The organism is Shigella flexneri 2a str. 301, from assembly GCF_000006925.2.
In the GTDB taxonomy this organism is placed as follows: Bacteria; Pseudomonadota; Gammaproteobacteria; order Enterobacterales; family Enterobacteriaceae; genus ECMA0423.
In genome coordinates this window covers 3,492,065-3,517,827 of the sequence record NC_004337.2, presented here as the reverse complement: position 1 = coordinate 3,517,827, position 25,763 = coordinate 3,492,065, and the positions used below count along the sequence as shown (strand labels likewise).

Sequence of the window (25,763 nt, the reverse complement as noted above, 5' to 3'; positions counted from 1 at the left end):
GGGTAACGTCAATTTTCTGACGACAAACTCTAATTATCCCAATCGGGAACAGAGATATTGCGGCACCACGACTGATACCCACTAAAACTAATTATTGTAGTCAGATGTCAGGAGTATGTTTGGTACCCATGTGAATGATACGGGTAACATTTGGCGTTTGAGAATCACCAGAGCGGGGTAAATTTAAATTATGAGAGGTTGGTCATATTATCGCGGGGAAACGAAGGGAGGGATTTGCCAAAGCAATGCTGTGCCAACGTCTGGCACATGTTCAACGTAGGCCCGAAATGACGCTTTAGCGTCGCATCGGGCAATCTACAAAAGAGGGGATAACTTAGTAGTAGGAGTGTTCGCCGCGCTGGTGTTCGGTGAGATCGCGCACACCTTTCAGCTCCGGGAATTCGTTCAGCAGCTGCTTCTCGATCCCTTCTTTCAGCGTCACATCGACCATGGAACAACCGTTACAGCCGCCGCCAAATTGCAGAATGGCGTAACCGTCTTCGGTGATTTCCATCAGCGAAACGCGACCACCGTGACCAGCAAGCTGTGGGTTGATCTGCGACTGCAGCATATACTCCACGCGCTCCATCAGCGGTGCATCGTCTGCCACTTTACGCATTTTGGCGTTCGGGGCTTTCAGCGTTAACTGAGAACCCAACTGGTCGGTAACAAAGTCGATCTCTGCATCTTCCAGGTATGGTGCGCTTAACTCATCAACATACGCGGTCAGCAGGTCAAATTTCAGGGCAGTGTCGGTGGCTTCCACGGCATCCGGCGGACAATAAGAAACACCACATTCAGCGTTAGGCGTGCCAGGGTTAATCACAAATACGCGGATTTGTGTCCCTTCTTCCTGATTTGCCAGCAGTTTGGCAAAGTGCGCTTGTGCAGCATCGGAAATACGGATCATAGTAATGGCCTAATAGTTGACTATTTTAGTTGGTTATAATACGCCCATCATCGAGGCTCTACAAGGTTCGACAAAGGCACCAGACCTGGACAGTCGCCGCACCATTGCGTAAAAGCAACTGCGCAATCTCTGCGACGGTACTTCCGGTGGTAACGACATCATCCACAATCACCATATGGCGACCTTGCACGGGCAATTCAAGACGAAAGGCATTTTTCAGGTTGCGCTTGCGCAGCCGGGCACTGAGAAAATGCTGGGTCGCAGTGGCCCGTGTACGTGTGACGGCTTCGCTATCCCATTGGCAGTGCAACCAGCGTGATAACGGCTGACACAGCAAATCGCTCTGATTAAATCCCCGACGCCAGTGACGCCGCTGCCATAACGGAACGCTGATGATGCGATCCGGCAATTGCAACCCGGTGGTGCGACGAGCGTGTAAGACTTCCAATAGTAACAGACGTGACAGGGCGCTGGCGATTTCACTGCGCCGGGAAAATTTAAGCTGGTGGATAAGCGGACTTAACGGCGGCGCATAGTCGGCAACCGTGACCAGTCTTTGCCAGGGCGGCGGTTTTTGCAGGCAGCGACCGCAGGGAAGATGGGAGTGTGTGGCGGGTAATCCACATTGTGGGCATAACGTTTTATCTGTGCGGGTGGCGCGTGAACAGACCGAACAAATCCCCCAATGACCTAACGCCAGTGGCATTCGGCATAGCCAGCATAATCCCGGTACTGTTAGCATATGTTCATCCTTGTAAGTCAAAAGAGAACAATAGCGGATGAATAACATCTGGTGGCAGACCAAAGGTCAGGGGAATGTTCATCTTGTGCTGCTGCACGGATGGGGACTGAATGCCGAAGTGTGGCGTTGCATTGACGAGGAACTTAGCTCGCATTTTACGCTGCACCTTGTTGACCTGCCCGGCTTCGGGCGTAGCCGGGGATTTGGTGCGCTGTCACTTGCTGATATGGCCGAAGCCGTGCTGCAACAGGCACCTGATAAAGCCATTTGGTTAGGCTGGAGTCTGGGCGGGCTGGTGGCAAGCCAGATTGCGTTAACCCATCCCGAGCGTGTTCAGGCGCTGGTCACCGTGGCGTCGTCACCTTGTTTTAGTGCTCGTGACGAGTGGCCGGGGATAAAACCGGACGTGCTGGCGGGATTTCAGCAGCAACTCAGTGATGATTTTCAGCGTACAGTGGAGCGGTTCCTGGCGTTACAAACCATGGGGACTGAAACGGCGCGCCAGGATGCGCGGGCGTTGAAGAAAACCGTTCTGGCGTTACCGATGCCGGAGGTTGACGTGCTTAATGGCGGGCTGGAAATCCTGAAAACGGTCGATCTCCGTCAGCCGCTGCAAAACGTGTCCATGCCGTTTTTGCGATTGTATGGCTATCTCGACGGTCTGGTGCCGCGCAAAGTGGTGCCGATGCTGGATAAACTTTGGCCTCACAGCGAATCATATATCTTCGCCAAAGCGGCCCATGCGCCGTTTATTTCGCATCCGGTCGAGTTTTGTCACCTGCTGGTGGCGTTGAAGCAGAGGGTGTTGGTGGTAAGTGAGAGCTAATTATTGTGGGTCGATTAAATTCACCAGTTTACTGATAACTTCACTAATCAATTTTTCATCGGCAACGGTATGAAATTTAGCGCCACGGGCAATAAGATCGACGGCTTTTAGCTGGTGACAAAGTACAACGCCATGCAGGTTACCGGTTTGCGTATCACGGGGGAGGACGTTCACCGTCACCCCTGTGGAACGTGCTGCATTTGCCCCTGTTGAAATCGGGCAGCACATAGCAACTTTTAAAACATTGTTGAGTTTTTTGTCCGTTACCACAATGCAATAATGTGGCCCCTGAAGTTCATGCCCGGCAACCGGATCAGGGTTAAAATACCAGATCTCACCACGATGTGGCGTCCGTGCCTTTACCATGCTTCATTACCTTTTTTCCCTTCAGCCCATCCTTCTGTGGACTGATTTAGCTCCGTAATTTCGCTTTCATCGATTTGGCTCAACAACTGCGCGACGGTAAGACGCCCACGCGGTTTGTGCTCTGTGGCGCGCAAATTAACGCTATCGCCTTTTTTCTCCACGGTAAGCTCTGTGCCCGGTGACCAGCCAAGATCGATGGCAAGATCTCGTGGGATAGTAACGATCATGGCTCCTCCTTGTTGCCGTAATTTCACTGTCTGCATATCAGTTCCCTAAGTGCTACTTTGTGTTACATGCAAGATAGCACAAAGTAGCACTTAAGCAGGGTAGAGTATCTACTGACTCGCTGGATTTGCCCCTATATTTCCAGACATCTGTTATCACTTAACCCATTACAAGCCCGCTGCCGCAGATATTCCCGTGGCGAGCGATAACCCAGCGCACTATGCGGATGCCATTCGTTATAATGCTCGAACGCCTCTGCAAGGTTCTTTGCTGCCGTTAACCCGTCTGGTTTGGGCATGATACTGATGTAGTCACGCTTTATCGTTTTCACGAAGCTCTCTGCTATTCCGTTACTCTCCGGACTCCGCACCGCCGTGTTCTTCGGTTCAAGTCCCAACATCCGGGCGAACTGGCGTGTTTCATTAGCCCGGTAGCATGAACCATTATCCGTCAGCCACTCCACTGGAGACGACGGAAGATCGTTGCCGAAGCGGCGTTCCACCGCTCCCAGCATGACGTCCTGTACTGTTTCACTGTTGAAGCCGCCGGTAGTCACCGCCCAGTGCAGTGCCTCACGATCACAGCAGTCCAGCGCGAACGTGACACGCAGTCTCTCTCCGTTATCACAGCAGAACTCGAACCCGTCAGAGCACCATCGCTGATTGCTTTCTTTCACGGCCACTCTGCCTGTATGTGCCCGTTTCGATGGCGGTACAGCAGGTTTTCGCTCAAGCAACAGCGCATTCTGGCGCATGAGCCGGTAAACACGTTTGGCATTGATCGCAGGCATACCATCAAGTTCTGCCTGTCTGCGAAGCAGCGCCCATACCCGACGATAACCATACGTGGGCAGCTCTCCGATAACATGGTGTATACGGAGAAGCACATCCGTATCATCAGTGTGACGACTGCGGGGGCCATCCATCCAGTCATCGGTTCGTCTGAGAATGACGTGCAACTGCGCACGCGACACCCGGAGACAACGGCTGACTAAGCTTACTCCCCATCCCCGGGCAATAAGGGCGCGTGCGCTATCCACTTTTTTGCCCGTCCATATTCAACGGCTTCTTTGAGGAGTTCATTTTCCATCGTTTTCTTGCCGAGCAGGCGCTGGAGTTCTTTAATCTGCTTCATGGCGGCAGCAAGTTCAGAGGCAGGAACAACCTGTTCTCCGGCGGCCACAGCAGTAAGACTTCCTTCCTGGTATTGCTTACGCCAGAGAAATAACTGGCTGGCTGCTACACCATGTTGCCGGGCAACGAGGGAGACCGTCATCCCCGGTTCAAAGCTCTGCTGAACAATTGCGATCTTTTCCTGTGTGGTACGCCGTCTGCGTTTCTCCGGCCCTAAGACATCAATCATCTGTACTCCAATGACTAGTCTAAAAACTAGTATTAAGACTATCACTTATTTAAGTGATACTGGTTGTCTGGAGATTCAGGGGGCCAGTCTACTCGCCGCAGCCAACTCTTCTTCTGACAGCCCGGTAAATCGCATGATGTCTGCAAGAGGGACTCCGGATTCAAGCATTATTTTGGCTATATGCAGGGCTTTGGATTGTTCCCCCTCCTGCCGCAATCTTTCCGCAATAGTCATTAAACTCTCCTTGTGTTTCGGTGAACGTTCGGCAACGCCGTCGATAAAATCGTTAAAACGTACAGCGTCGCCAGTTTGCAGTATGTAATTAAACAGCCCTTTGATTTGTCTGTCATTAGCGTATCCACTACTTAATAAGCAGGCCATTTGCTCTACCAGCCCCATCAGATCGCGTTGACGAATATGTTTTTGAATTAACTCCAGCAGCGCCATACGTCGGTGCTGCATGATTTCATCATCAGGCATGACGGTGACATCAATCAGCGGAAATGCGGAGGCATAAAGCTGCCTTGCCAGTTTGGGATCGGCGAAACAATCCAGCCAACACAGCGAATAGGGATAGGGGCTTTCAATACCGTGGTAAAACAACAATGGCACCACCATCGGCAACGTTTTGTATCCAGCATCAAGGTGATTTTGCATTGCGGCAATAGCGTAACGCATCATGCGAAATGCGATCAGTTTGTTTGAGGTGCTTTGATGTTCAATCAGACAATAGATGTATCCTGGTCCTTGTTCCGTTTTCACCGACCACAGCACATCGGAATAGCTTTCACGCAGATCGTCATCAATAAAGCTCCTCGACTCCAGCTTGAGGGTTTTCATATCACAGAGCGCGTGAATGGGTGCCGGTAAATGAAACGCAAGAAAATCGCGTGCCGTCTCCGGTTGGCGTAAAAAGAGTTTGAACAGCGCATCATGTGGGGTGGAACTCTGCTTTTTACTCATGGCGTTCCTTCACCTGTTGTTTGAATGCCGCGACTCTACGCGCCACTCCACATCTGTGCATTAGCGAGTTTTCATCCCTGCGAGACGCTTTCAGAGGAACTTACGTTGCGCTGCAAGAATTGCATTTTTATGGAAAGCCGCACGCAAAAAAGCCCGGATGCAAACGCATACCGGGCTTTTCAAAACAGGCGATGGAGTATGGTTAACGCAGCGCCCACCACTCGCGCAGACAGGCTTTGCCTTCCGGGCAGCTTTTACAACTGCCAGAGAGGCAGCCGTCAGGTTCTTCCTGAATCCGCACGGCTTTGCCCATGCTTTCCAGCTGTTGCAGCATGGCGTTAATCATTGGCTGCGGAGTGTTCAATGTCTGGCTTATCTGGGTCGCTTCCATACGGCCCCGTAACGCCAGCAAATCACGTACCTGAATAAGTGAAGCCATTAATGGCAATCACCGGTGGTGCTGGCTGCGCAGCAACTGCTTACCGACTTGCGGGTTGCCAGCAGTTCGATATCCACCCGGCTACGCGCGCGGCGCAGCAGACCGATAGCTACGATGTTAAACAGGATTACCGCCAGAATGCACACCAGGCTGTAAGTTGGGTGCTGACTGTAGCTGGCGACCTGATAGAACAATGTTGCCAGTGAGTAAGCGATATTCAGCCCCCACAGGATGGAGAAGCCCATCCAGCCACGGCTTGATTCACGGGCGATGGCTCCCATCACCGAGATACATGGTACATACAGCAGGACGAAAATCAGGTAGCTGTATGCGGCAGCTGCGCTACCGAATTTCTGATCCATCACGCCCATCGCCCCGGTACCCATTTCACCGTTGCCTTTGCTAGCTTCAATGGGGTTCATCAGTACGCTAAGGCTGAAGGTGTCTTTCAGGCTCTGCCAGGTTTCATCTACCGCACTGAACAGCTCTTCACCGAGGTTGAATTCCGCCGGATTGAACTCTTCGTCCTGAATATTTTCTGCGGTGTAGAGGGTGTTGAGCGTACCCACCACCACTTCTTTTGCCATTGCGCCCGTAAACAGGCCAACCGTTGCCTGCCAGTTATCTTCATGTACGCCAATCGGCTTGAAGACAGGGGTTATCACCCGGCTGACGGAAGCCAGCGCCGAGTCGTTGATGTTATCGACGATTTTCCCGCTCAACGAGAAGCTGTTGAAAGCGCTCAGGAAAATGCTGACGATGATAATCACTTTACCAGCACGCAGAACGAAGCCCTTCAGACGCTGCCAGGTCTGGATAATCAGGCTTTTAACGTGTGGTACATGGTAGACCGGCAGCTCCATGACAAACGGCGTCGCTTCACCGCGCATGATGGTGTACTTGAGCATCAGGCCAGTCAGCACCGCCATCACGATACCGAGCATATACAGCGAGAAAACCGCCAGGGCACCGTTCTGCCCGAAGAAGGCAGCCGCGAATACTGCGAAGATAGCCAGACGCGCGCCGCAGGACATAAACGGTGCCATCATGATGGTCATCAGACGTTCACGCGGTGCATCAAGCGTACGTGCGCCCATTACCGACGGTACGTTACAACCGAAACCGACGATCAGCGGCACAAAGGATTTCCCCGGCAAGCCCAGCGCCTGCATCAGGCGGTCCATCACAAACGCTGCACGCGCCATATAGCCGGAGTCCTCAAGGAAGGAGAGGAACAGGTACATCATGCCGATCTGCGGCACCAGTGGCAGCACGGTGTTAATACCGCCACCCAGGCCCTGGGCGAGGAAGATAGTCAGCCAGTCCGGGAAGTGGAGCGTGTAGCCAATCCATTGAATACCATGCACAAATAGCGCCACGGAGCCGACGTTAAACAGCGGCTGTAACGCCCCGCCGATGTTGATAGCCAGCAGGAACATCAGGTACATCACAAAGAGGAAAATCGGCAGACCGAGGAAACGGTTGAGCACGATTTTATCTACCGCAGTGGTGAAACGGCTGGGTTCTGCCGTCAGGGTGTTGCTTACCACATCACAGATGGCAGCAATGCACTGGTAACGCGCATCGGCAATGTGCAGCGCCGGATCATCCATTTCATTACGCAGACGGGCGAGGGTGGCATCCAGATGCTGCGACGCTTCACCGGCGTAGGCGCGGCTGTAGATATCGCCTTCCAGCATTTGCAGGCCCAGCCAGCGACGTTGTTTCAGCGGGATGTCGGAAGGCATCACTTTTGCCAGTGAATCTGCTTCGTTGAGTAGCGGCTGTGCGTAATGCACCAGTTCCACATTCTCGTTAGCTTTATAGCGATCAATCGCCAGCTTGAGCGCTTCAATACCGCGACCACGGGTTGAAACCAGCGGGATCACCGGGCAGCCAAGACGTGCCGATAGAGCATCAATTTCAATACGAATATTTTGCTTCTCGGCAATGTCGAGCATGTTCAGCGCCACGATGCAGGGAATGCCGAGTTCCAGCAGTTGCAGCGTCAGGTACAGGTTACGCTCAAGGTTAGACGCATCCACCACGTTAATCAGCAGGTCGGCGTCGCCACTCAAAATGTAGTGACAGGCGATTTGCTCATCGAGCGAGGTCTGCGATGAGATGGTGGTCAGAGAATAGGTGCCGGGCAGGTCCACCAGCGTGACCTGATGATCGGTGGTGGAGAATTGCCCTTCTTTACGTTCGACGGTAACGCCAGCCCAGTTACCTACACGCTGACGTGCGCCAGTGAGCTGGTTAAATAAGGTTGTCTTGCCAGAATTTGGATTACCAATTAAGCCAATGGTTAATTTTTTCATTGTTGTTATCACCGTATTAACAGGAAACCGCTTCCACTTCTAATAAGGCCAGATCTTTTTTGCGTAATACCAGGCTCACACGACGGGTTTCGATATGAATGGGGTCGCCGAGTGGAGCGACGCGCACCACATCAAAAGAGGAGCCAGGTAACATGCCTAGAGAAAGCAGTTTTTGGCGATATGCCGGGCTGATTTCACGGGAAAAGCCAGTGATTTTCCACGCAGTATCTGGAGTGTATTGCATAGGTGCCTACTTGTTTCTCATTAACTGGATAACTACCTCATGGGGCGTTTGACCGCGACATGAGACCAGATGATTTGCCAACAAAGGAGAGATTAAATAATCAACAACACAATGATAATGAGAATGGTTTCTATCAGCAATACTTAAAATGTGTGCGAATGTTGGTTTGAATAATAATCTGACTCAATGTTGATGTGGCTCAAGGTTATATCGCAGCGAAAATATAATTCGAATAGTGAGTTACCCGGACTGGCTAATGTTTAATTAAGGTTTCAGTTGTTAATGAAGTGATAAATATTAACGGAGTATATTGTGAGTTTGGCTGTGGAATAAAAGTGCCGGAGATATTCTCCGGCACTTTTATGTCAGGCAAAGCGTTCGTTGCCAGATGCGGCGTGAACGCCTTATCGCGCAGGTTTAGGGGCCAGTCCGGGCGTTTAACGTTTTTTACCCATCGCTGCCGCCAGCGCATCCATCATCGCGCTATTACCGGCAGGCTGCGCTTCACGACCGCGTGGTTTGGCTGCCGGGCGGTTGTTTTGCGGGCGTTCATTACCGCCGCCGCGACGAGAGTTGGTTTCGCCAGGCTGCTCGTCCAGACGCATAGTCAGGGCGATACGTTTACGCTGAAGATCCACTTCCAGCACTTTCACCTTCACAATGTCGCCCGCTTTCACCACGGTATGCGGATCTTCCACAAACTTGTTCGACAATGAAGAGATGTGAACCAGGCCGTCCTGATGCACGCCAATATCGACAAACGCGCCAAAGTTGGTGACGTTGGTCACTGCGCCTTCGAGGATCATACCCGGTTGCAGGTCGTTCATTGTCTCGACGCCATCGGCAAACTGAGCGGTTTTAAATTCCGGACGCGGATCGCGACCCGGTTTTTCCAGCTCTTTGATGATGTCAGTTACTGTCGGCACACCGAATTTTTCATCAGTAAAGTCAGACGCTTTCAGGTTACGCAGTTCGCTGCTGTTACCCATCAGATCTTTCAGTGCCTGCTGTGTTGCTGCCAGAATGCGTTCCACCACCGGATAGGCTTCCGGATGAACGGTAGAGGCGTCCAGCGGGTTATCACCGTGGTTAATGCGCAGGAAGCCCGCGCACTGCTCGAAGGCTTTCGGCCCCAGACGGCTGACTTTCAGCAGTTGCTGACGGTTCTGGAACTGGCCGTTCTCATCGCGCCAGGCCACGATGTTTTGCGCCATCATGCGCGTCAGGCCCGCCACGCGGGTTAATAGCGGAACAGAAGCGGTGTTGAGATCGACGCCAACGGCGTTTACGCAGTCTTCTACTACTGCATCCAGTTTGCGGGCCAGTTGCGTCTGGCTGACGTCATGCTGATACTGACCTACGCCGATAGATTTCGGATCGATTTTCACCAGCTCCGCCAGCGGATCCTGCAAACGGCGGGCGATAGATACCGCACCACGCAGCGAAACGTCGAGATCCGGGAACTCCTGCGCTGCCAGCTCGGAAGCTGAGTAAACCGACGCGCCAGCTTCGCTGACGATCACTTTCTGTGCGGTCACTTTCGGGAACTGCTTCTGCACGTCGAGATAGAAACGTTCAGTTTCGCGGGAAGCTGTACCGTTGCCGATCGCCACCAGTTCAACGTTATGTTTTTCACACAAGGCAGCAACGGTCATCGCTGCTTTTGCGGCTTGTCCGGTGTGCGGGTAAATGGTATCGGTCGCCACCAGTTTGCCAGTGGCATCGACCACCGCCACTTTTACCCCGGTACGCAGACCCGGATCGAGGCCCATCGTTGCACGCAGTCCGGCAGGGGCCGCCATCAGCAGATCGTGCAGGTTACGGGCAAAGACGTTGATTGCTTCATCTTCCGCGCGTTCGCGCACGGTACCCATCAGTTCGGTTTCCAGATGCATCAGCACCTTGATGCGCCAGGTCCAGCTCACTACGCTTTTGCGCCAGCTATCCGCCGGGGCATTGTTCAGGCGCAGGCCAAGGTGATCCATGATGATTTGCTCGCAATAGCTCTCTTTGGGCGGCTCATCGAACTGCGGATCGGCATTCAGCGAAAGCTGGAGTACGCCTTCGTTACGCCCACGGAACATCGCCAGCGCGCGGTGAGAAGGCACCGTGGACAACGGTTCGTGATGATCGAAATAGTCGCGGAATTTCGCCCCTTCCTCTTCTTTACCGCTCACCACCGTAGAAACCAAATGCGCGTTCTTCCACAGATAATCACGCACTTTCGCCAGCAGCGCGGCATCTTCGGCAAACCGTTCCATCAGGATATAGCGCGCGCCATCCAGCGCGGCTTTGGTATCTGCCACGCCTTTATCGGCATCAACATATTGTGCAGCGGCGACTTCTGGCGTGTGTGACGGATCGCTCCACAGCAGGTCAGCCAACGGCTCAAGCCCTGCTTCAATGGCGATTTGCCCGCGGGTGCGGCGTTTAGGTTTGTAGGGCAGGTAGAGGTCTTCGAGTTCGGTTTTGCTTAGGGTGGCGTTGATGGCCTTCGCCAGATCATCGGTGAGTTTGCCTTGCTCGGAAATGGATTTGAGGATCGCCTGACGTCTCTCTTCCAGCTCGCGCAGATAGCTCAGACGCGTTTCCAGATTACGCAGCTGCGTGTCATCCAGACCGCCGGTGATTTCCTTACGATAACGTGCGATAAACGGCACGGTATTCCCTTCGTCAAGCAGGCGAACGGCAGCGTCAACCTGTTCCGGGCGCGCCTGAATTTCACCCGCAATAATGCGGCAGAACGAATCATTCATCATGGTTTGAGTTCATCTTTTCGGATCAAAAATCAGGGGATAGTTATACGGACTGGCTGGCAAAAATGCCAGCCATCGGCAGGAGGTTAAGACTCTTCCTTACGGTTTCACGTACTCGATAGCATTAACATACCAGTTCGCTTCCCCGGCAGGGGTATTCACCACCGCCAGATCGCCGACTTCTTTTTTCAGCAATGCGCGGGCCATCGGGGAATCGATAGAGATGTAATCTTTACGGCCAAAAATTTCATCGTAGCCGACAATACGGAAACGGTGAGTCACGCCATCGTCGTTTTCAATCTCCACCCACGCGCCAAAAAAGACTTTGCCTTCCTGCTGAGGGGAGTAATCGACGATTTTGAGATTTTCCAGGCATTTAGTGAGATAGCGCACGCGACGGTCGATTTCACGCAGACGCTTTTTATTATACTGATAGTCAGCATTTTCGCTGCGGTCGCCCAGACTTGCGGCCCAGGTCACCTTTTTTGTGACCTCCGGGCGTTCTTCACGCCAGAGATAATTAAGCTCTTGTTTGAGTTTTTCATACCCTTCCCGGGTAACCAGGGGCGTTTTCATCTCGTTGATTCCCTTTGTCTGTTTGATAATGCGCACATTGGGTATAACGTGATCATATCAACAGAATCAATAATGTTTCGCCGAATAAATTGTATACTTAAGCTGCTGTTTAATATGCTTTGTAACAATTTAGGCTGAAATTCATACCAGATTTAGCTGGTGACGAACGTGAGCTTTTTTAAGAATACACGCTTACAAATTGTTGCGAACCTTTGGGAGTACAAACAATGCAAGAGAACTACAAGATTCTGGTGGTCGATGACGACATGCGCCTGCGTGCGCTGCTGGAACGTTATCTCACCGAACAAGGCTTCCAGGTTCGAAGCGTCGCTAATGCAGAACAGATGGATCGCCTGCTGACTCGTGAATCTTTCCATCTTATGGTACTGGATTTAATGTTACCTGGTGAAGATGGCTTGTCGATTTGCCGACGTCTTCGTAGTCAGAGCAACCCGATGCCGATCATTATGGTGACGGCGAAAGGGGAAGAAGTGGACCGTATCGTAGGCCTGGAGATTGGCGCTGACGACTACATTCCAAAACCGTTTAACCCGCGTGAACTGCTGGCCCGTATTCGTGCGGTGCTGCGTCGTCAGGCGAACGAACTGCCAGGCGCACCGTCACAGGAAGAGGCGGTAATTGCTTTCGGTAAGTTCAAACTTAACCTCGGTACGCGCGAAATGTTCCGCGAAGATGAGCCGATGCCGCTCACCAGCGGTGAGTTTGCGGTACTGAAGGCACTGGTCAGCCATCCGCGTGAGCCGCTCTCCCGCGATAAGCTGATGAACCTTGCCCGTGGTCGTGAATATTCCGCAATGGAACGCTCCATCGACGTGCAGATTTCGCGTCTGCGCCGCATGGTAGAAGAAGATCCAGCGCATCCGCGTTACATTCAGACCGTTTGGGGCCTGGGCTACGTCTTTGTACCGGACGGCTCTAAAGCATGAGGCGATTGCGCTTCTCGCCACGAAGTTCATTTGCCCGTACGTTATTGCTCATCGTCACCTTGCTGTTCGCCAGCCTGGTGACGACTTATCTGGTGGTGCTGAACTTCGCGATTTTGCCGAGCCTCCAGCAGTTTAATAAAGTCCTCGCGTACGAAGTGCGTATGTTGATGACCGACAAACTGCAACTGGAGGACGGCACGCAGTTGGTTGTGCCTCCCGCTTTCCGTCGGGAGATCTACCGTGAGCTGGGGATCTCTCTCTACTCCAACGAGGCTGCCGAAGAGGCAGGTCTGCGTTGGGCGCAACACTATGAATTCTTAAGCCATCAGATGGCACAGCAACTGGGCGGCCCGACGGAAGTGCGCGTTGAGGTCAACAAAAGTTCGCCTGTCGTCTGGCTGAAAACCTGGCTGTCGCCCAATATCTGGGTACGCGTGCCGCTGACCGAAATTCATCAGGGCGATTTCTCTCCGCTGTTCCGCTATACGCTGGCGATTATGCTATTGGCGATAGGCGGGGCGTGGCTGTTTATTCGTATCCAGAACCGACCGTTGGTCGATCTCGAACACGCAGCCTTGCAGGTTGGTAAAGGGATTATTCCGCCGCCGCTGCGTGAATATGGCGCTTCGGAGGTGCGTTCCGTTACCCGTGCCTTTAACCATATGGCGGCTGGTGTTAAGCAACTGGCGGATGACCGCACGCTGCTGATGGCGGGGGTAAGTCACGACTTGCGCACGCCGCTGACGCGTATTCGCCTGGCGACTGAGATGATGAGCGAGCAGGATGGCTATCTGGCAGAATCGATCAATAAAGATATCGAAGAGTGCAACGCCATCATTGAGCAGTTTATCGACTACCTGCGCACCGGGCAGGAGATGCCGATGGAAATGGCGGATCTTAATGCAGTGCTCGGTGAGGTGATTGCTGCCGAAAGTGGCTATGAGCGGGAAATTGAAACCGCGCTTTACCCCGGCAGCATTGAAGTGAAAATGCACCCGCTGTCGATCAAACGCGCGGTGGCGAATATGGTGGTCAACGCCGCCCGTTATGGCAATGGCTGGATCAAAGTCAGCAGCGGAACGGAGCCGAATCGCGCCTGGTTCCAGGTGGAAGATGACGGTCCGGGAATTGCGCCGGAACAACGTAAGCACCTGTTCCAGCCGTTTGTCCGCGGCGACAGTGCGCGCACCATTAGCGGCACGGGATTAGGGCTGGCAATTGTGCAGCGTATCGTGGATAACCATAACGGGATGCTGGAGCTTGGCACCAGCGAGCGGGGCGGGCTTTCCATTCGCGCCTGGCTGCCAGTGCCGGTAACGCGGGCGCAGGGCACGACAAAAGAAGGGTAAATAAACGGGAGGCGAAGGTGCCTCCCGTTTTGCTTTCTATAAGATACTGGATAGATATTCTCCAGCTTCAAATCATTACAGTTTCGGACCAGCCGCTACCAGCGCGGCACCCGCAGGGGTGTCGGTGTATTTATCGAAGTTGTCGATAAACAGTTTCGCCAGGGTTTCGGCTTTTTCCTGCCACTGTTCCGGAGAAGCGTAGGTGTTACGCGGATCGAGAATCTTCGTGTCTACGCCCGGCAGTTCGGTTGGGATCGCCAGGTTAAACATCGGCAGAGTGAAGGTTTCTGCATTATCCAGCGAACCGTTGAGGATGGCGTCGATAATGGCGCGGGTATCTTTAATCGAGATACGTTTGCCAGTGCCGTTCCAGCCAGTGTTAACCAGATAAGCCTGCGCGCCCGCCGCCTGCATACGTTTCACCAGCACTTCTGCGTACTGAGTCGGGTGCAGCGACAGGAACGCCGCGCCGAAGCAAGCGGAGAAGGTTGGCGTCGGTTCGGTGATGCCACGCTCAGTACCGGCCAGTTTGGCGGTGAAGCCAGAGAGGAAGTGATACTGGGTTTGATCGGCAGTCAGGCGAGAAACCGGCGGCAACACGCCGAAAGCATCAGCAGTCAGGAAGATAACCTTAGTCGCGTGGCCCGCTTTGGAAACCGGCTTAACGATGTTATCGATGTGATAGATTGGATAAGAAACGCGGGTGTTCTCGGTTTTTGAACCATCATCAAAGTCGATAGTGCCATCTTCACGCACGGTGACGTTTTCCAGCAGCGCATCACGACGGATAGCGTTGTAGATTTCAGGTTCCGCTTCTTTCGACAGCTTGATAGTTTTTGCGTAGCAGCCGCCTTCGAAATTAAACACGCCGTCATCGTCCCAGCCGTGTTCGTCATCGCCAATCAGGCGGCGTTTCGGGTCGGTGGAAAGGGTGGTTTTACCGGTGCCGGAAAGGCCGAAGAACACCGCAACATCGCCTTTCTCGCCAACGTTGGCGGAGCAGTGCATAGAAGCGATACCTTTCAGCGGCAGCAGGTAGTTCATCATCGAGAACATCCCTTTCTTCATTTCGCCGCCGTACCAGGTGCCGCCAATCAGCTGCATGCGCTCGGTCAGGTTAAACGCCACGAAGTTTTCGGAGTTCAGACCCTGTTCTTTCCACTGCGGGTTAGTGCACTTCGCGCCGTTCATAACGATAAAGTCTGGTTTGAAACCTGCCAGCTCTTCATCGCTCGGGCGAATAAACATGTTTTTGACAAAATGCGCCTGCCAGGCCACTTCGGTGATGAAACGGACGGAAAGACGAGTATCCGGGTTCGCACCACAGAAAGCGTCGACAACGAACAGACGTTTGCCGGAAAGCTGCCTGGTCACCAGGCCTTTCAGATGCTGCCAGGTTTCCGGAGAGAGAGGTTTGTTGTCGTTCTTACCTTTGCCTTTGTCTGCCCACCAGAAAGTATCGCGAGTGGTATCGTCACGGACGATATACTTATCTTTTGGTGAACGACCGGTGAAGATCCCGGTATCGACGGCAACGGCACCCAGATTAGTTAACACCCCGCGCTCATAACCTGTCAGGCTCGGATCGAGCTCTTCCTGATACAGCAGGTCGTAGCTTGGGTTGTAAACGATATCATGTACGTTACTGATACCATAAGCCTCGAGTTCTTGCGGGGGCAAACCATTGTTAACGCGCATTTCACTGCTCCTTAGCCAATATGTATTGCCTGAATAGTAAAGTCTTTTTGGGGGTGTTAACCGCGACAAGGCTCATAGATTTACGTATCTGGAGAAATTCATATTTGACAAAAAACTCCGTGATTCCTGTCACGAAACGGTTGCTATTATCGCAGAAATAGCATTTTAGGTGTGGAAAATGTTCTCAAAAGGTTAAATCTTGGTTTATATGGCGGGAATATTGTGAGTGGAATCGCATTCCTGAATGAAATTGATGCAAATTCAACCGGTAAAGTATCGATTCACCACGCTAACTTTTTTTGATTATTTTCTGAAAAAAGCAAAATACTACTGCCCGGATGCGATAATTAACCCACCTTTTGATTCTGGATAACCAACATGGATAACGTTGAACTTTCACCGGCAACACGCTGGGGGATGATTGCTACCGGATTACTTCAGGGGCTGGTTTGCTACCTGCTTATCGCCTGGCTTGCCGGAAAAAATCACAGTTGGATTGTTTATGGCGTGCCTGCGACCGTCGCGTTTTCATCCGTTTTACTCTTCTCCGTGATCTCTTTTAAACAGAAGCGCCTTTGGGGATGGCTGGCGCTGGTGTTTATTGCCACGACAGGGATGAGCGGTTGGCTGAAGTGGCAAACTGATGGCATGAACCCCTGGAGAGCTGAAAAGGCGATTTGGGATTTTGGCTGCTATCTGCTGTTGATGGCAATGTTGTTGCTACCGTGGATACAACAAAGCCTTCGTATCCGCAATGGCAGTAGCCGCTATAGCTACTTTTACCAGTCAGTATGGCATAACGTACTTATATTACTGGTGATTTTTCTCTCCAATGGCCTGACGTGGCTGGTGCTTTTACTGTGGGGTGAGTTGTTTAAACTTGTTGGCATCACGTTTTTCAATACGCTCTTTTTTGCAACCGACTGGTTTATGTATCTTACATTTGGTCTGGTTACCGCACTGGCGGTGATCCTCGCGCGTACACAGTCACGTTTAATCGACTCTATTCAAAAGTTGTTCACGCTAATCGCCACGGGGTTGCTGCCGTTAGTATCATTGCTAACCCTGATGTTTATCATCACCCTGCCGTTTACGGGCCTGAGCGCGATTTCTCGCCACATCTCCGCCGCCGGGTTGCTGTTAACGCTGGCCTTTTTGCAATTGATCTTAATGGCTATTGTCCGCGATCCGCAAAAAGCGTCACTTCCCTGGACGGGGCCGTTGCGTTGCCTGATTAAAACCGCTTTGCTGGTTGCTCCGCTGTATGTGTTCGTCGCCACCTGGGGGTTATGGCTGCGGGTCGCTCAGTACGGCTGGACTGTCGACCGCTTGCAGGGCGCGCTGGCGGAGCTGGTGTTACTGGTGTGGTCGCTGGGGTATTTTGTCAGTATCGTCTGGCGTAATGGGCAAAATCCCCTTGTTCTTCAGGGCAAAGTGAACCTTGCGGTTTCGTTATTGGTGTTGGTGATACTGGTGCTTCTTAATTCGCCGGTGCTGGACAGTATGCGTATTAGCGTGAACAGTCATATGGCGCGTTATCAGAGCGGCAAAAACACGCCAGACCAGGTAACTATCTACATGCTCGAACAGAGCGGTCGCTATGGACGTGCGGCGCTTGAGTCGCTGAAAAGCGATGCCGGGTTTATGAAAGACCCGAAACGCGCGCGGGATCTGCTGATGGCGTTAGATGGAGAGCAACATCTTCAGGAACAGGTATCGGAAAAAGTATTCGCCGAAAATGTGTTAATTGCCCCTGGTTCTGTTAAACCGGATGCGACATTCTGGTCGGCCTTAATCCAGGATCGCTATAACGTGATGACCTGTATTGAAAAAGACGCCTGCGTACTGGTCGAGCAAGATCTGAATAGTGATGGTCAGGCGGAGCGGATCCTGTTTGCTTTTAATGATGACAGAGTCATTGTCTATGGCTTTGACTCAGACAGAAAAGAATGGGACGCGCTTGATATGAGTTTACTTCCGAACGAAATAACGAAAGAAAAATTACTCACAGCTGCGAAGGATGGAAAACTGGGGACGAGGCCGAAAGCGTGGCGCGATCTGACGGTAGATGGTGAAACGCTGGAAATAAACTTAAGTAAGTGACAACGCTTTTATCGGATACGACGCTGTATCTGACCAAAATAATTTGCGATTTATTTCATAGGCGCTGGTAAGCGCAGCACATCAGGCCATTAAGTCGTAAAATCCGGCAGAGCCCTCTCTGCCGGACATACTCATTAATGAACTTACGGATCTGCCGGAGACGCGTTGTTGCGGATTTCAGCAATATCCATCGCATTGAACAGATAGTGGTTACCGCAGTAATCACAATGCATGTCAATTTCGCCATCTTCCGCCAGGATGCTATCAACTTCTTCATCAGGCAGCGTTTTCAGCGCATCGGCGCAACGTTCACGCGAGCAGGTGCATTTGAACTCCACATCCTGCGGATCGTAAACCGTCACCTCTTCTTCGTGATACAAACGCCACAACACTTCGTTTGCCGGTAAGGTCAGCAGTTCTTCGGTTTTGATGGTTTCGGTTAGCGTCGCCAGGTGGTCAAAGTCGTCCTGTTGGGTATTTTGCGCAGGCATTACCTGCAACAACATACCGCCTGCAGCCGGTTTGCCGTCTACGTCGCCGGTGCGAATAAACAGGCGCGTCGGCAGCTGTTCAGAACGCATAAAGTAATCTTCTAGGCAGGCCGCCAGGGTATCACCTTCCAGACCAACTACGCCCTGATAGCGTTCGCCTTCGCTCGGGGTAATGGTGATCACCACGTAACCATTGCCGACCAGCGTTTTCAGGTCGGCATTTTCTGGAATTTCGCCCTGCACGCGCGCCACACCGCGCATTTGCTGGTTATTGTTACCGTTAATAACCGCCAGATTCATCGGACCGTCGCCCTGCAGCTGTACGGTGATATCACCATCAAACTTCAGCGTAGCGGTTAACAGGCTGGTCGCAACCAGCAGTTCTGCCAGCACGTTTTTAACGGGCTGCGGATAATCGTGGTTCTCAAGGATCTGTTGCAGGGTTTCCGAAACGGTTACCAGTTCGCCGCGAACGGCAAAATTTTCAAACAGATAGCGATGTAATTGGTCATGTTGCGGCATAATCATCTCTCTTGCAGGTGACAGTTATTCACTGTCGCCGTGTTTAAATCGTAACAGGTCGCGGCGCTCTTTTTTGTCCGGGCGTCGGTCCGGGTGCGGCATGGTTAAGGCATTAAGTTTACGTGCCATCGCCATTTTTTCGCGTTTCTCTACACTTTCCGCAGTCTCTTCATACAGCAAGGCTGCCTCGCTGGCGGGGCGACGCTGTTCAGTAATCGCCTTTACAATCACCGTGCGTTCGTCATTTCCCTGGCGCAGAGTGAGCGTGGCATTCAGCTCGACGATTTTGCTCGGCTTGCTGCGCTGCCCGTTGTAATGCACCTTACCGCCTTCAATCATTTCACGGGCCAGCGCGCGGGTTTTATAAAAACGGGCAGCCCATAGCCATTTATCCAGTCGAACCTCAACAGCAGGTTTCTCTTTCATGGCGTCTCCTTCACATTAGCGAGGGGATCAGGCGGCGGTAGTCATTCAGTGACGGATGGCGTTGATACTGTTTCTCGGCAATCCCGGAATCAGGATTAGTCACGCCGAGGCAGTAACGAATACCAAATTGCGCGGCAGCATCGAGAATCGCTTCGCTGTCATCAATAAACAGCGTTCTTTCAGCTTTCAGACCCGTAGCTTCGGCCACCGCATGCCATAACCGCTGATCCTCTTTCGGATAACCAAATGTGTGGGTGGAAAGTAATAAATCAAGGTGTGCGTCCAGACCCGTATGCTCAAGTTTTACCGCCAGGTTGTGCGGATGAGCATTGGTGAGCAAAATTCGCTGCTTACCGCTGGCTTTCAGTGCCTCAAGAAACGGAATGGTATCTTCACGCAGTACGGCGCGCGGTCCCATCTCGGTGGTCATCGCACAGATATCCAGACCCAGTTGCTCACTCCAGTAATCAAGACAGTACCAGTTTAGCGTATGCTGTACGTCGTGATATTGCTGGCGCATATATTCCATCGCTTCCTGTGGCGTAACCCCGTTTTTCGCGCCCCATGTTTCAGGCACCAGCTTTTGCCAGAAATAGTTATCGAAGGCGAGGTCGAGCAACGTGCCGTCCATATCCAGCAGAACGGTATCTACGTCCTGCCAGGCAATGTTGATATGCATGAGGGAAATCTCCAGAGTGAAGCAATTTGCGCGACAGGGTAGCATAACCTGCCGCGCAAACGTGTTATTCGATAAGGCTTTCTGAAGGGGTGATCAGTTGCGGGTTCAGGCAGCTTTCATAATAGGCCTGAATCTCCATCATGCGAGTGCGATGACGCTGGTAACGACGCCAGGCCTGTACGCCATTGTAAATGGCGCTACCCAGCATCGTCAGTAGCAGCAATGTGGTGCTGAGATAGCGCCACAGGCCGGAACGATCCGGGATCGGATGAAGGCCAATATGCTGCGTACCATTGGCGTCAGTGAAGATTTTTGTGACGATACCTTCGGCGTTAAACGGCGTATGCATCAGCATTTGTGCCAGTTTCTGGAAAGCGTTCCACTGTTCTTGCGGCGGGTAGTCGTAAAGTGATGCCGAAGGCCAGGGCTGATCAACAAAATCGCTGCCTTCGTCGCTGACAATCAGGAATCCGCCGGGGGCCGGACTGTTTAGTGATTGTGCCGCTCGCGCCGTTTCATGCGTGATAAACGGCGCGGTGGAGGTTGCCACCAGGTTATCCAGCGATTCAGCACTCACCGGGCGTAATAACACATTCACGCCATCGAGCTTCCCGGCGTTGGCGCGTTTTACCAGCGCGTCCCAGTCTTTACTGTTGCCGAGATTGACCAGCGCATTTTTCAGTCGCACACAGTCATCTTTGGCAGAACATAAATCCGCTGTCTTCAGTACAATGTCGCCAAAATCATCAAGCAATACCATGCCGGATTTTTGAATCGCTGAACGTAATGAGGCACTGACGCGAGATTCATCTTCCGGTTTAGGGTGCAGCTGGCGATTAACTGCTTCAGTCAATGCCGTCGCTTTGTTGACCAGTTCAGATTCTGGTAATGGTAATGAGCGGGCGTCATTCCAGATGATCTGCGAGCAGTCAAACGGTAAAAAAGGTGAATTGGTTTTCGCGCTCCAGGTTCCGGAAGTGCGAATATTACACATTCCCGTACCGCTAATACGCAATGTATCGCCTACCCGCACGCCAGCGTCAGCCAGTTGTTTTACGCTGGTGGCTTCAATGGTCTGCGCGCCTTTCATCCATGAGAGAGTGAATTTCAGCGGCATATCCAGCGGGATCCAGAATAACAGCATAAACAGCACTAGCAGCGAGCCCGCAGCGATAATCGTACTGCGCAGCCAGTGCTGTAACGGAAAGTTTTTTACTTCATCATGCAGCGAAAGATATCGCCCCTGACGCACTACGTGGCGGTCGAGATAGATATCAATATCGGTTTGTTGACCGAGATCCTGAGCAATGTATGGCTGCCAGTGTGCGGGATAGACCAGGTCGATAATACCGAGTGAAATATTGTTGATCTGTTCCTGATCGTTTTCGCCAAACAATCCCCAACGACGGGGTGTACCGCGCAGACAATGAATTTCTCGCAGGGAGGATTTTGCCGGGGGCGCGAATAGCCCCCACAGACCTGCGCCCAGCAGCAGTAATGCGCCGCCTGCCAGCCACGGAACAAATACATCCGGGGTAATCAGGCAGAAAAAGAACATCAGGAAGGAGGCGACGATCAGCAACGCTTCACGCAGCCCGCGCGGACGACTCAGCGCATATTCTTCATGCGTTTCTTTGCGAATATTGAGTAGCTCGATTTGCTCACTCTCTTCCCCGCGAATCGACGCCTGCGTGGACGGAACAGGTTGCAAGGCATAGCCGCGCGTTTCCTGCATGTACTCCTGCAGCGTATGACCGTTGAGTGAAATAACCAACGGCAGCGAATCGGTATGAATCAGTTCAACGGTATTCTCATCGTTGATGTACTGTTCCCAGAAGGGGGGCAGGTGGACTTCTACCGAATCGAGGTAGTAACGCCATTTATTCGGATCGTCGGTAGAGATGCCGTAACGTGTGATAGCGTGTGTCAGCATCATGACGTTGTTGCTTTCGGCATTCAGCGCCAGAGAGATCGGTGCCGCGCTAGCTTCCGTTGGGCCAGGCACCTGTAATACCTGCGTCAGGCTCTCAAGATAATTTTCAACGGCGCTACGTTCTTCAGGTGTGAGTTTACGCGTTTGCGCATCCGCGAAGGCGTTGGTCCAGGGCAGCTGACGCCGTCTGGATCGCACTTTTATCAGCCATCCCGCAAGTAGTGAGCAGGCCAGCAAAGCAGCTAAAAAAATCACAATGGTGCTCATGCTTTCCCCATCTTACTTAGTCTGTCAGGCGTGGTCAGTCGCACCGGACACAATACATGATTCTGCGGTTGGCTATCGGCAAGCGTGGAGCTTAACTTGAGCATCATTAAGCACATCACAGTAACCGCTGATCATAGCAAACCCTCTGAAGGCGGAATATCAGCAAATTCCTGGAGTTATTTCAACCTATTGACTTTTAATTTGATTTGAGGACGATTATTTATTAAGTTACATAAATGTAAATAACATGCAATTCACATTGCCGAAAGCGTGTCCGATATCGCACAATAACCGCTGATTTCACAGCATAGATCCCACGATGAACAAATCATTACAAAAACCCACCATTCTGAATGTTGAAACTGTAGCCCGTTCCCGACTGTTTACCGTCGAGAGCGTGGATCTGGAGTTCAGCAATGGCGTGCGGCGTGTTTATGAACGAATGCGTCCAACCAACCGGGAAGCAGTGATGATTGTGCCGATTGTGGACGATCACCTGATCCTGATCCGCGAATACGCAGTGGGAACTGAATCCTACGAATTAGGTTTTTCGAAAGGATTAATTGATCCGGGTGAAAGCGTCTACGAAGCCGCTAACCGCGAGCTAAAAGAAGAGGTTGGATTTGGTGCGAACGATCTGACTTTTTTGAAGAAGCTCAGCATGGCACCGTCTTACTTTTCCAGCAAAATGAATATCGTGGTCGCGCAAGATCTCTACCCGGAATCGCTGGAAGGCGATGAGCCAGAGCCGCTACCACAGGTGCGCTGGCCGCTGGCGCATATGATGGATTTGCTGGAAGACCCTGACTTCAACGAAGCGCGTAATGTCAGCGCGCTGTTCCTCGTGCGCGAATGGTTGAAAGGGCAGGGGCGAGTGTAAATGCGTGAAGTTTGCCTGATGCACAACGCTTATCAGGCTTATGGGGTTCCTGCAATATATTGATTTTTCACGATTTTGTTAGCCGGATAACGCGTTCACCCGCATCCGGCATAAACAAATGCACTTTGTCAGCCAACTGAAAAGGCGCCGAAGCGCCTTTTTAATCAGAACAATTCCTGTGCCTCACCATTATCGATAATGGTCGTTCCCACCTCGTGCACCGCCTGTTGTGTCGGCTGCGTACCTTCGATGAAATACTCTTCGCGGCTGTTGCCACCATTAGCTAACTGCCCGGTGCTGCGATCGATATTCACCGTCACAATACCCGGAGGCGGCGTCAGCGGCTGCTCCGGCACACCTTCAAGAACGGCTTTCATATAAGCGTCCCATGCAGGCTGGGCACTCTTGGCACCGCCTTCGTAACCTGAGATCTGATCTTTAATCGCTCCGGAAGCCGTTGTATGACCGAGATTACGACGGTGATCATCAAAGCCAATCCAGACCGAGGTCACAACGCCCGGACCGTAACCCGAGAACCACGCATCTTTCGAACTGTTAGTGGTACCGGTTTTCCCGCCGATATCGCGACGCTGCAAATCACGACCTGCACGCCAGCCGGTACCCTGCCAGCCTGGTTCACCAAAGATATTGGTGTTCAAAGCACTCTTAATCAGGAATGCCAGCGGAGTGTTGATGACGTGCGGTGCGTACTCCTGCGCGCCAGTCTTCGCCACTAACGCCTGATTTGCCTGCTCCAGCTGCGGCATTGGTACAGAAACATTCTGCTGCTCGCGGGAGATAGCGACATCTTCAACATCGTTATTTTCCAGCACGTTCGATTTCTGCGTATCACCGTAAATCACTGGAATATCGCATTCCGGGCAGGCTACTTTCGGTTTCGCTTCGAAAATCACGCCGCCCTGATCGTTTTCAATTTTGCTGATAAACCACGGGTCCACTAGGAAGCCGCCGTTCGCCATGACCGCGTAGCCGCGCGCCACCTGCATTGGGGTGAAGGACGCTGAACCCAGCGCCAGCGATTCGGTGTGGACAATGTTTTGCGCCGGGAAGCCGAAGCGTTGCAGATATTCTGCAGCGTAGTCGACGCCCATCGCCCGCATTGCACGTACCATCACCACGTTTTTCGACTGACCCAGCCCCTGACGTAAGCGAATTGGACCAGCATACTGCGGTGGTGAGTTCTTCGGCTGCCAGTCAGAACCGGCACCTGCATCCCAGCGAGAAATTGGCACATCGTTCAACATACTTGCCAGCGTCAGACCTTTATCCATCGCCGCGGTGTAGAGGAACGGTTTGATGTTGGAACCCACCTGACGCAGTGCCTGGGTGGCGCGGTTAAACTTGCTCTGATTGAAATCAAAGCCACCGACCAGCGCCATAACGGCACCATTTTGCGGATTGATCGACACCAGCGCCGAGTTCACTTCCGGCACTTGTGCCAGCCACCATGCATCGCCAACCTGACGAACCCAGATTTGCTGACCCGTTTGCAGAACATCGGTCACTTTACGCGGCGTCGGTCCCTGCTGAGTATCCGAACGGTAAGGACGCGCCCAGCGAACGCCTTCCATACTCAATGCGACGGTCGACCCGTCCGCCAGCATCGCCGTCGCTCCCTGAGGATTGGCGCTGGTGACTGCGGCAGGCAGCAGCGGACCATAGGTCGGCAGCGCCTTCAGCGTATCGGTAATCTTGTTGTTATCCCACGCCGACTCGCCCACTTTCCACAGCACATTTGCCGGGCCGCGATAGCCGTGGCGCATGTCGTAGTCCAGCACGTTATTACGTACCGCCTGCTGCGCGGCCTGCTGCACTTTGCGGGTGATGGTGGTGTAAATGCGATAACCGTCTTCATAGGCACTTTCGCCATAACGGTTATACATCTCCTGGCGCACCATTTCGCTCAGGTACGGCGCAGAGAAAGCAATCTCCGGCGCGTGATAATTAGCGTTAATCGCCTCAGTGCGTGTCTGATCGAACTGTTGCTGGGTGATATACCCTTCATCCAGCATCCGCGACAGTACGACGTTACGCCGCGCGACGGCACGATCCATTGAGTAGAGCGGATTAAAGGTGGAAGGCGCTTTCGGCAACCCGGCTATCACCGCCATTTCGTTCAGCGTCAGTTGGTCGACCGTTTTACCGAAATAGACTTGTGCCGCAGCACCGACACCATAGGCGCGGTAACCAAGGTAAATCTTGTTCAGATAAAGCTCGAGGATTTCGTCTTTCGTCAGCAACTGTTCAATGCGAATCGCGAGGAAGACTTCCTTAATCTTACGCATCATCGTGCGTTCTGGACTGAGGAAGAAATTTCTCGCCAGCTGCTGGGTAATGGTACTCGCCCCTTGTGACGCGTGGCCGGAGAACAGCGCCACACTTGCCGCACGGAAGATCCCCACCGGGTCAACGCCGTGATGCTCGTAGAAGCGGCTGTCTTCCGTCGCGATAAAGGCTTTCACCATCTCCGGTGGGATTTGATCCAACGTAACCGGAATACGACGTTTCTCACCGTATTGAGCAATCAGCTCGCCATCGGCGCTGTAAATCTGCATCGGAATTTGCAGGCGAACATCTTTTAATGTCACCACATCCGGCAGTTGTGGCTCGATGTAGCGGTATAGGCCATAAATCGAGCCTGCTCCCAGCAGAATGCAACAGACTGCAAGGATCAAAAAATACTTTACGAACTTCACTGGAAATTTCCCATTTAGTTT

At 52.4% G+C, this 25,763-nt stretch carries 24 protein-coding genes and 1 other annotated feature; of the genes, 6 read left to right on the top strand and 18 right to left on the bottom strand.

From position 1 onward, the window contains the following. Positions 1–334 precede the first annotated feature (334 nt). Positions 335–910, bottom strand: a complete 576-nt coding sequence (gene yhgI / locus SF3437; protein NP_709191.1) for a Fe/S biogenesis protein NfuA — start codon at positions 908–910, stop codon at positions 335–337. 58 nt (positions 911–968) lie between these two features. After that, the gene (yhgH, locus tag SF3436) at positions 969–1,700 is read right to left on the bottom strand and encodes a hypothetical protein (protein ID NP_709190.4); all 732 of its coding nucleotides are present in this window, start codon (positions 1,698–1,700) and stop codon (positions 969–971) included. Between yhgH and bioH the strand changes: the two genes are divergently transcribed. Beyond that, a complete protein-coding gene (gene bioH / locus SF3435) occupies positions 1,690–2,478 on the top strand; it encodes a carboxylesterase BioH (RefSeq protein NP_709189.2) in 789 nt (262 codons plus the stop codon). The genes yhgH and bioH overlap by 11 nt on opposite strands. Here the strand turns inward: bioH and SF3434 are convergent, their stop codons facing one another. The 10 genes from SF3434 to greB all read right to left on the bottom strand — a co-directional run bounded on the left by SF3434 (position 2,479) and on the right by greB (position 11,766). Continuing rightward, positions 2,479–2,844, bottom strand: coding sequence for a PemK protein (locus SF3434; RefSeq protein NP_709188.1), 366 nt, complete (start codon positions 2,842–2,844; stop codon positions 2,479–2,481). Then, positions 2,838–3,107, bottom strand: coding sequence for a hypothetical protein (locus tag SF3433; RefSeq protein NP_709187.1), 270 nt, complete (start codon positions 3,105–3,107; stop codon positions 2,838–2,840). The genes SF3434 and SF3433 overlap by 7 nt, the downstream gene beginning before the upstream one ends. An 84-nt stretch (positions 3,108–3,191) precedes the next feature. Further along, positions 3,192–4,522, bottom strand: a mobile genetic element. Next, positions 3,203–4,108, bottom strand: a complete 906-nt coding sequence (locus tag SF3432; RefSeq protein ID NP_709186.1) for an IS2 transposase TnpB — start codon at positions 4,106–4,108, stop codon at positions 3,203–3,205. (Overlaps the previous feature by 906 nt.) Next, complete coding sequence (locus tag SF3431; protein NP_709185.3) at positions 4,066–4,476, bottom strand: IS2 repressor TnpA; 411 nt, start codon at positions 4,474–4,476, stop codon at positions 4,066–4,068. It lies within the feature at positions 3,192–4,522. The genes SF3432 and SF3431 overlap by 43 nt, the downstream gene beginning before the upstream one ends. Beyond that, positions 4,507–5,394, bottom strand: a complete 888-nt coding sequence (gene yhgA, locus SF3430) for a transposase (RefSeq protein NP_709184.1) — start codon at positions 5,392–5,394, stop codon at positions 4,507–4,509. Positions 5,395–5,596: 202 nt before the next feature. Continuing rightward, positions 5,597–5,833, bottom strand: coding sequence for a ferrous iron transport protein FeoC (yhgG, locus tag SF3429; protein ID NP_709183.2), 237 nt, complete (start codon positions 5,831–5,833; stop codon positions 5,597–5,599). Continuing rightward, the gene (gene feoB / locus SF3428) at positions 5,833–8,154 is read right to left on the bottom strand and encodes a ferrous iron transport protein B (RefSeq protein ID NP_709182.2); all 2,322 of its coding nucleotides are present in this window, start codon (positions 8,152–8,154) and stop codon (positions 5,833–5,835) included. Before feoB ends, yhgG begins: the two co-directional genes overlap by 1 nt. A 16-nt stretch (positions 8,155–8,170) precedes the next feature. Then, a complete protein-coding gene (gene feoA / locus SF3427) occupies positions 8,171–8,398 on the bottom strand; it encodes a ferrous iron transport protein A (protein NP_709181.1) in 228 nt (75 codons plus the stop codon). 437 nt (positions 8,399–8,835) lie between these two features. Further along, positions 8,836–11,058 (bottom strand): hypothetical protein, encoded by a 2,223-nt coding sequence (gene yhgF, locus SF3426; RefSeq protein NP_709180.2) that lies wholly within the window; start codon positions 11,056–11,058, stop codon positions 8,836–8,838. A gap of 195 nt (positions 11,059–11,253) precedes the next feature. Beyond that, a complete protein-coding gene (gene greB / locus SF3425) occupies positions 11,254–11,766 on the bottom strand; it encodes a transcription elongation factor and transcript cleavage factor (protein NP_709179.3) in 513 nt (170 codons plus the stop codon). Positions 11,767–11,957: 191 nt separating this feature from the next. Here greB and ompR point away from each other — a divergent pair, with 191 nt between their 5' ends. Both ompR and envZ read left to right on the top strand, forming a co-directional pair. After that, the gene (gene ompR, locus SF3424; RefSeq protein NP_709178.2) at positions 11,958–12,677 is read left to right on the top strand and encodes an osmolarity response regulator; all 720 of its coding nucleotides are present in this window, start codon (positions 11,958–11,960) and stop codon (positions 12,675–12,677) included. Continuing rightward, complete coding sequence (envZ, locus tag SF3423) at positions 12,674–14,026, top strand: osmolarity sensor protein (RefSeq protein ID NP_709177.1); 1,353 nt, start codon at positions 12,674–12,676, stop codon at positions 14,024–14,026. Before ompR ends, envZ begins: the two co-directional genes overlap by 4 nt. Before the next feature lie 75 nt (positions 14,027–14,101). Here envZ and pckA read toward each other — a convergent pair whose 3' ends face one another. Next, positions 14,102–15,724, bottom strand: coding sequence for a phosphoenolpyruvate carboxykinase (gene pckA / locus SF3422; protein NP_709176.2), 1,623 nt, complete (start codon positions 15,722–15,724; stop codon positions 14,102–14,104). A gap of 171 nt (positions 15,725–15,895) precedes the next feature. Between pckA and SF3421 the strand changes: the two genes are divergently transcribed. Together SF3421 and yhgE are read left to right on the top strand one after the other, a co-directional pair. Further along, positions 15,896–16,027 carry a hypothetical protein gene (locus tag SF3421; protein ID NP_709175.1) on the top strand — a complete coding sequence of 44 codons (132 nt, stop codon included), beginning with the start codon at positions 15,896–15,898 and terminating at the stop codon, positions 16,025–16,027. A 75-nt stretch (positions 16,028–16,102) separates the two neighbouring features. Beyond that, complete coding sequence (yhgE, locus tag SF3420) at positions 16,103–17,827, top strand: transporter (protein ID NP_709174.1); 1,725 nt, start codon at positions 16,103–16,105, stop codon at positions 17,825–17,827. A gap of 143 nt (positions 17,828–17,970) precedes the next feature. Here yhgE and hslO read toward each other — a convergent pair whose 3' ends face one another. Genes hslO through yrfF form a run of 4 tightly spaced genes read right to left on the bottom strand, consistent with a single transcriptional unit; the run spans position 17,971 to position 22,145 of the window. Further along, a complete protein-coding gene (hslO, locus tag SF3419; RefSeq protein ID NP_709173.2) occupies positions 17,971–18,840 on the bottom strand; it encodes a heat shock protein 33 in 870 nt (289 codons plus the stop codon). A 24-nt stretch (positions 18,841–18,864) separates the two neighbouring features. Further along, positions 18,865–19,266 carry a ribosome-associated heat shock protein Hsp15 gene (yrfH, locus tag SF3418; protein ID NP_709172.1) on the bottom strand — a complete coding sequence of 134 codons (402 nt, stop codon included), beginning with the start codon at positions 19,264–19,266 and terminating at the stop codon, positions 18,865–18,867. Positions 19,267–19,276: 10 nt separating this feature from the next. After that, complete coding sequence (gene yrfG, locus SF3417) at positions 19,277–19,990, bottom strand: GMP/IMP nucleotidase (protein NP_709171.1); 714 nt, start codon at positions 19,988–19,990, stop codon at positions 19,277–19,279. 19 nt (positions 19,991–20,009) lie between these two features. Next, the gene (yrfF, locus tag SF3416) at positions 20,010–22,145 is read right to left on the bottom strand and encodes a dehydrogenase (RefSeq protein NP_709170.1); all 2,136 of its coding nucleotides are present in this window, start codon (positions 22,143–22,145) and stop codon (positions 20,010–20,012) included. 319 nt (positions 22,146–22,464) lie between these two features. Between yrfF and nudE the strand changes: the two genes are divergently transcribed. Continuing rightward, on the top strand, positions 22,465–23,025 hold the full coding sequence (nudE, locus tag SF3415; RefSeq protein ID NP_709169.1) for an ADP compounds hydrolase NudE: 561 nt from the start codon (positions 22,465–22,467) through the stop codon (positions 23,023–23,025). A 164-nt stretch (positions 23,026–23,189) separates the two neighbouring features. Here nudE and mrcA read toward each other — a convergent pair whose 3' ends face one another. Beyond that, a complete protein-coding gene (gene mrcA / locus SF3414; protein ID NP_709168.4) occupies positions 23,190–25,742 on the bottom strand; it encodes a penicillin-binding protein 1a in 2,553 nt (850 codons plus the stop codon). Positions 25,743–25,763: the final 21 nt, after the last annotated feature.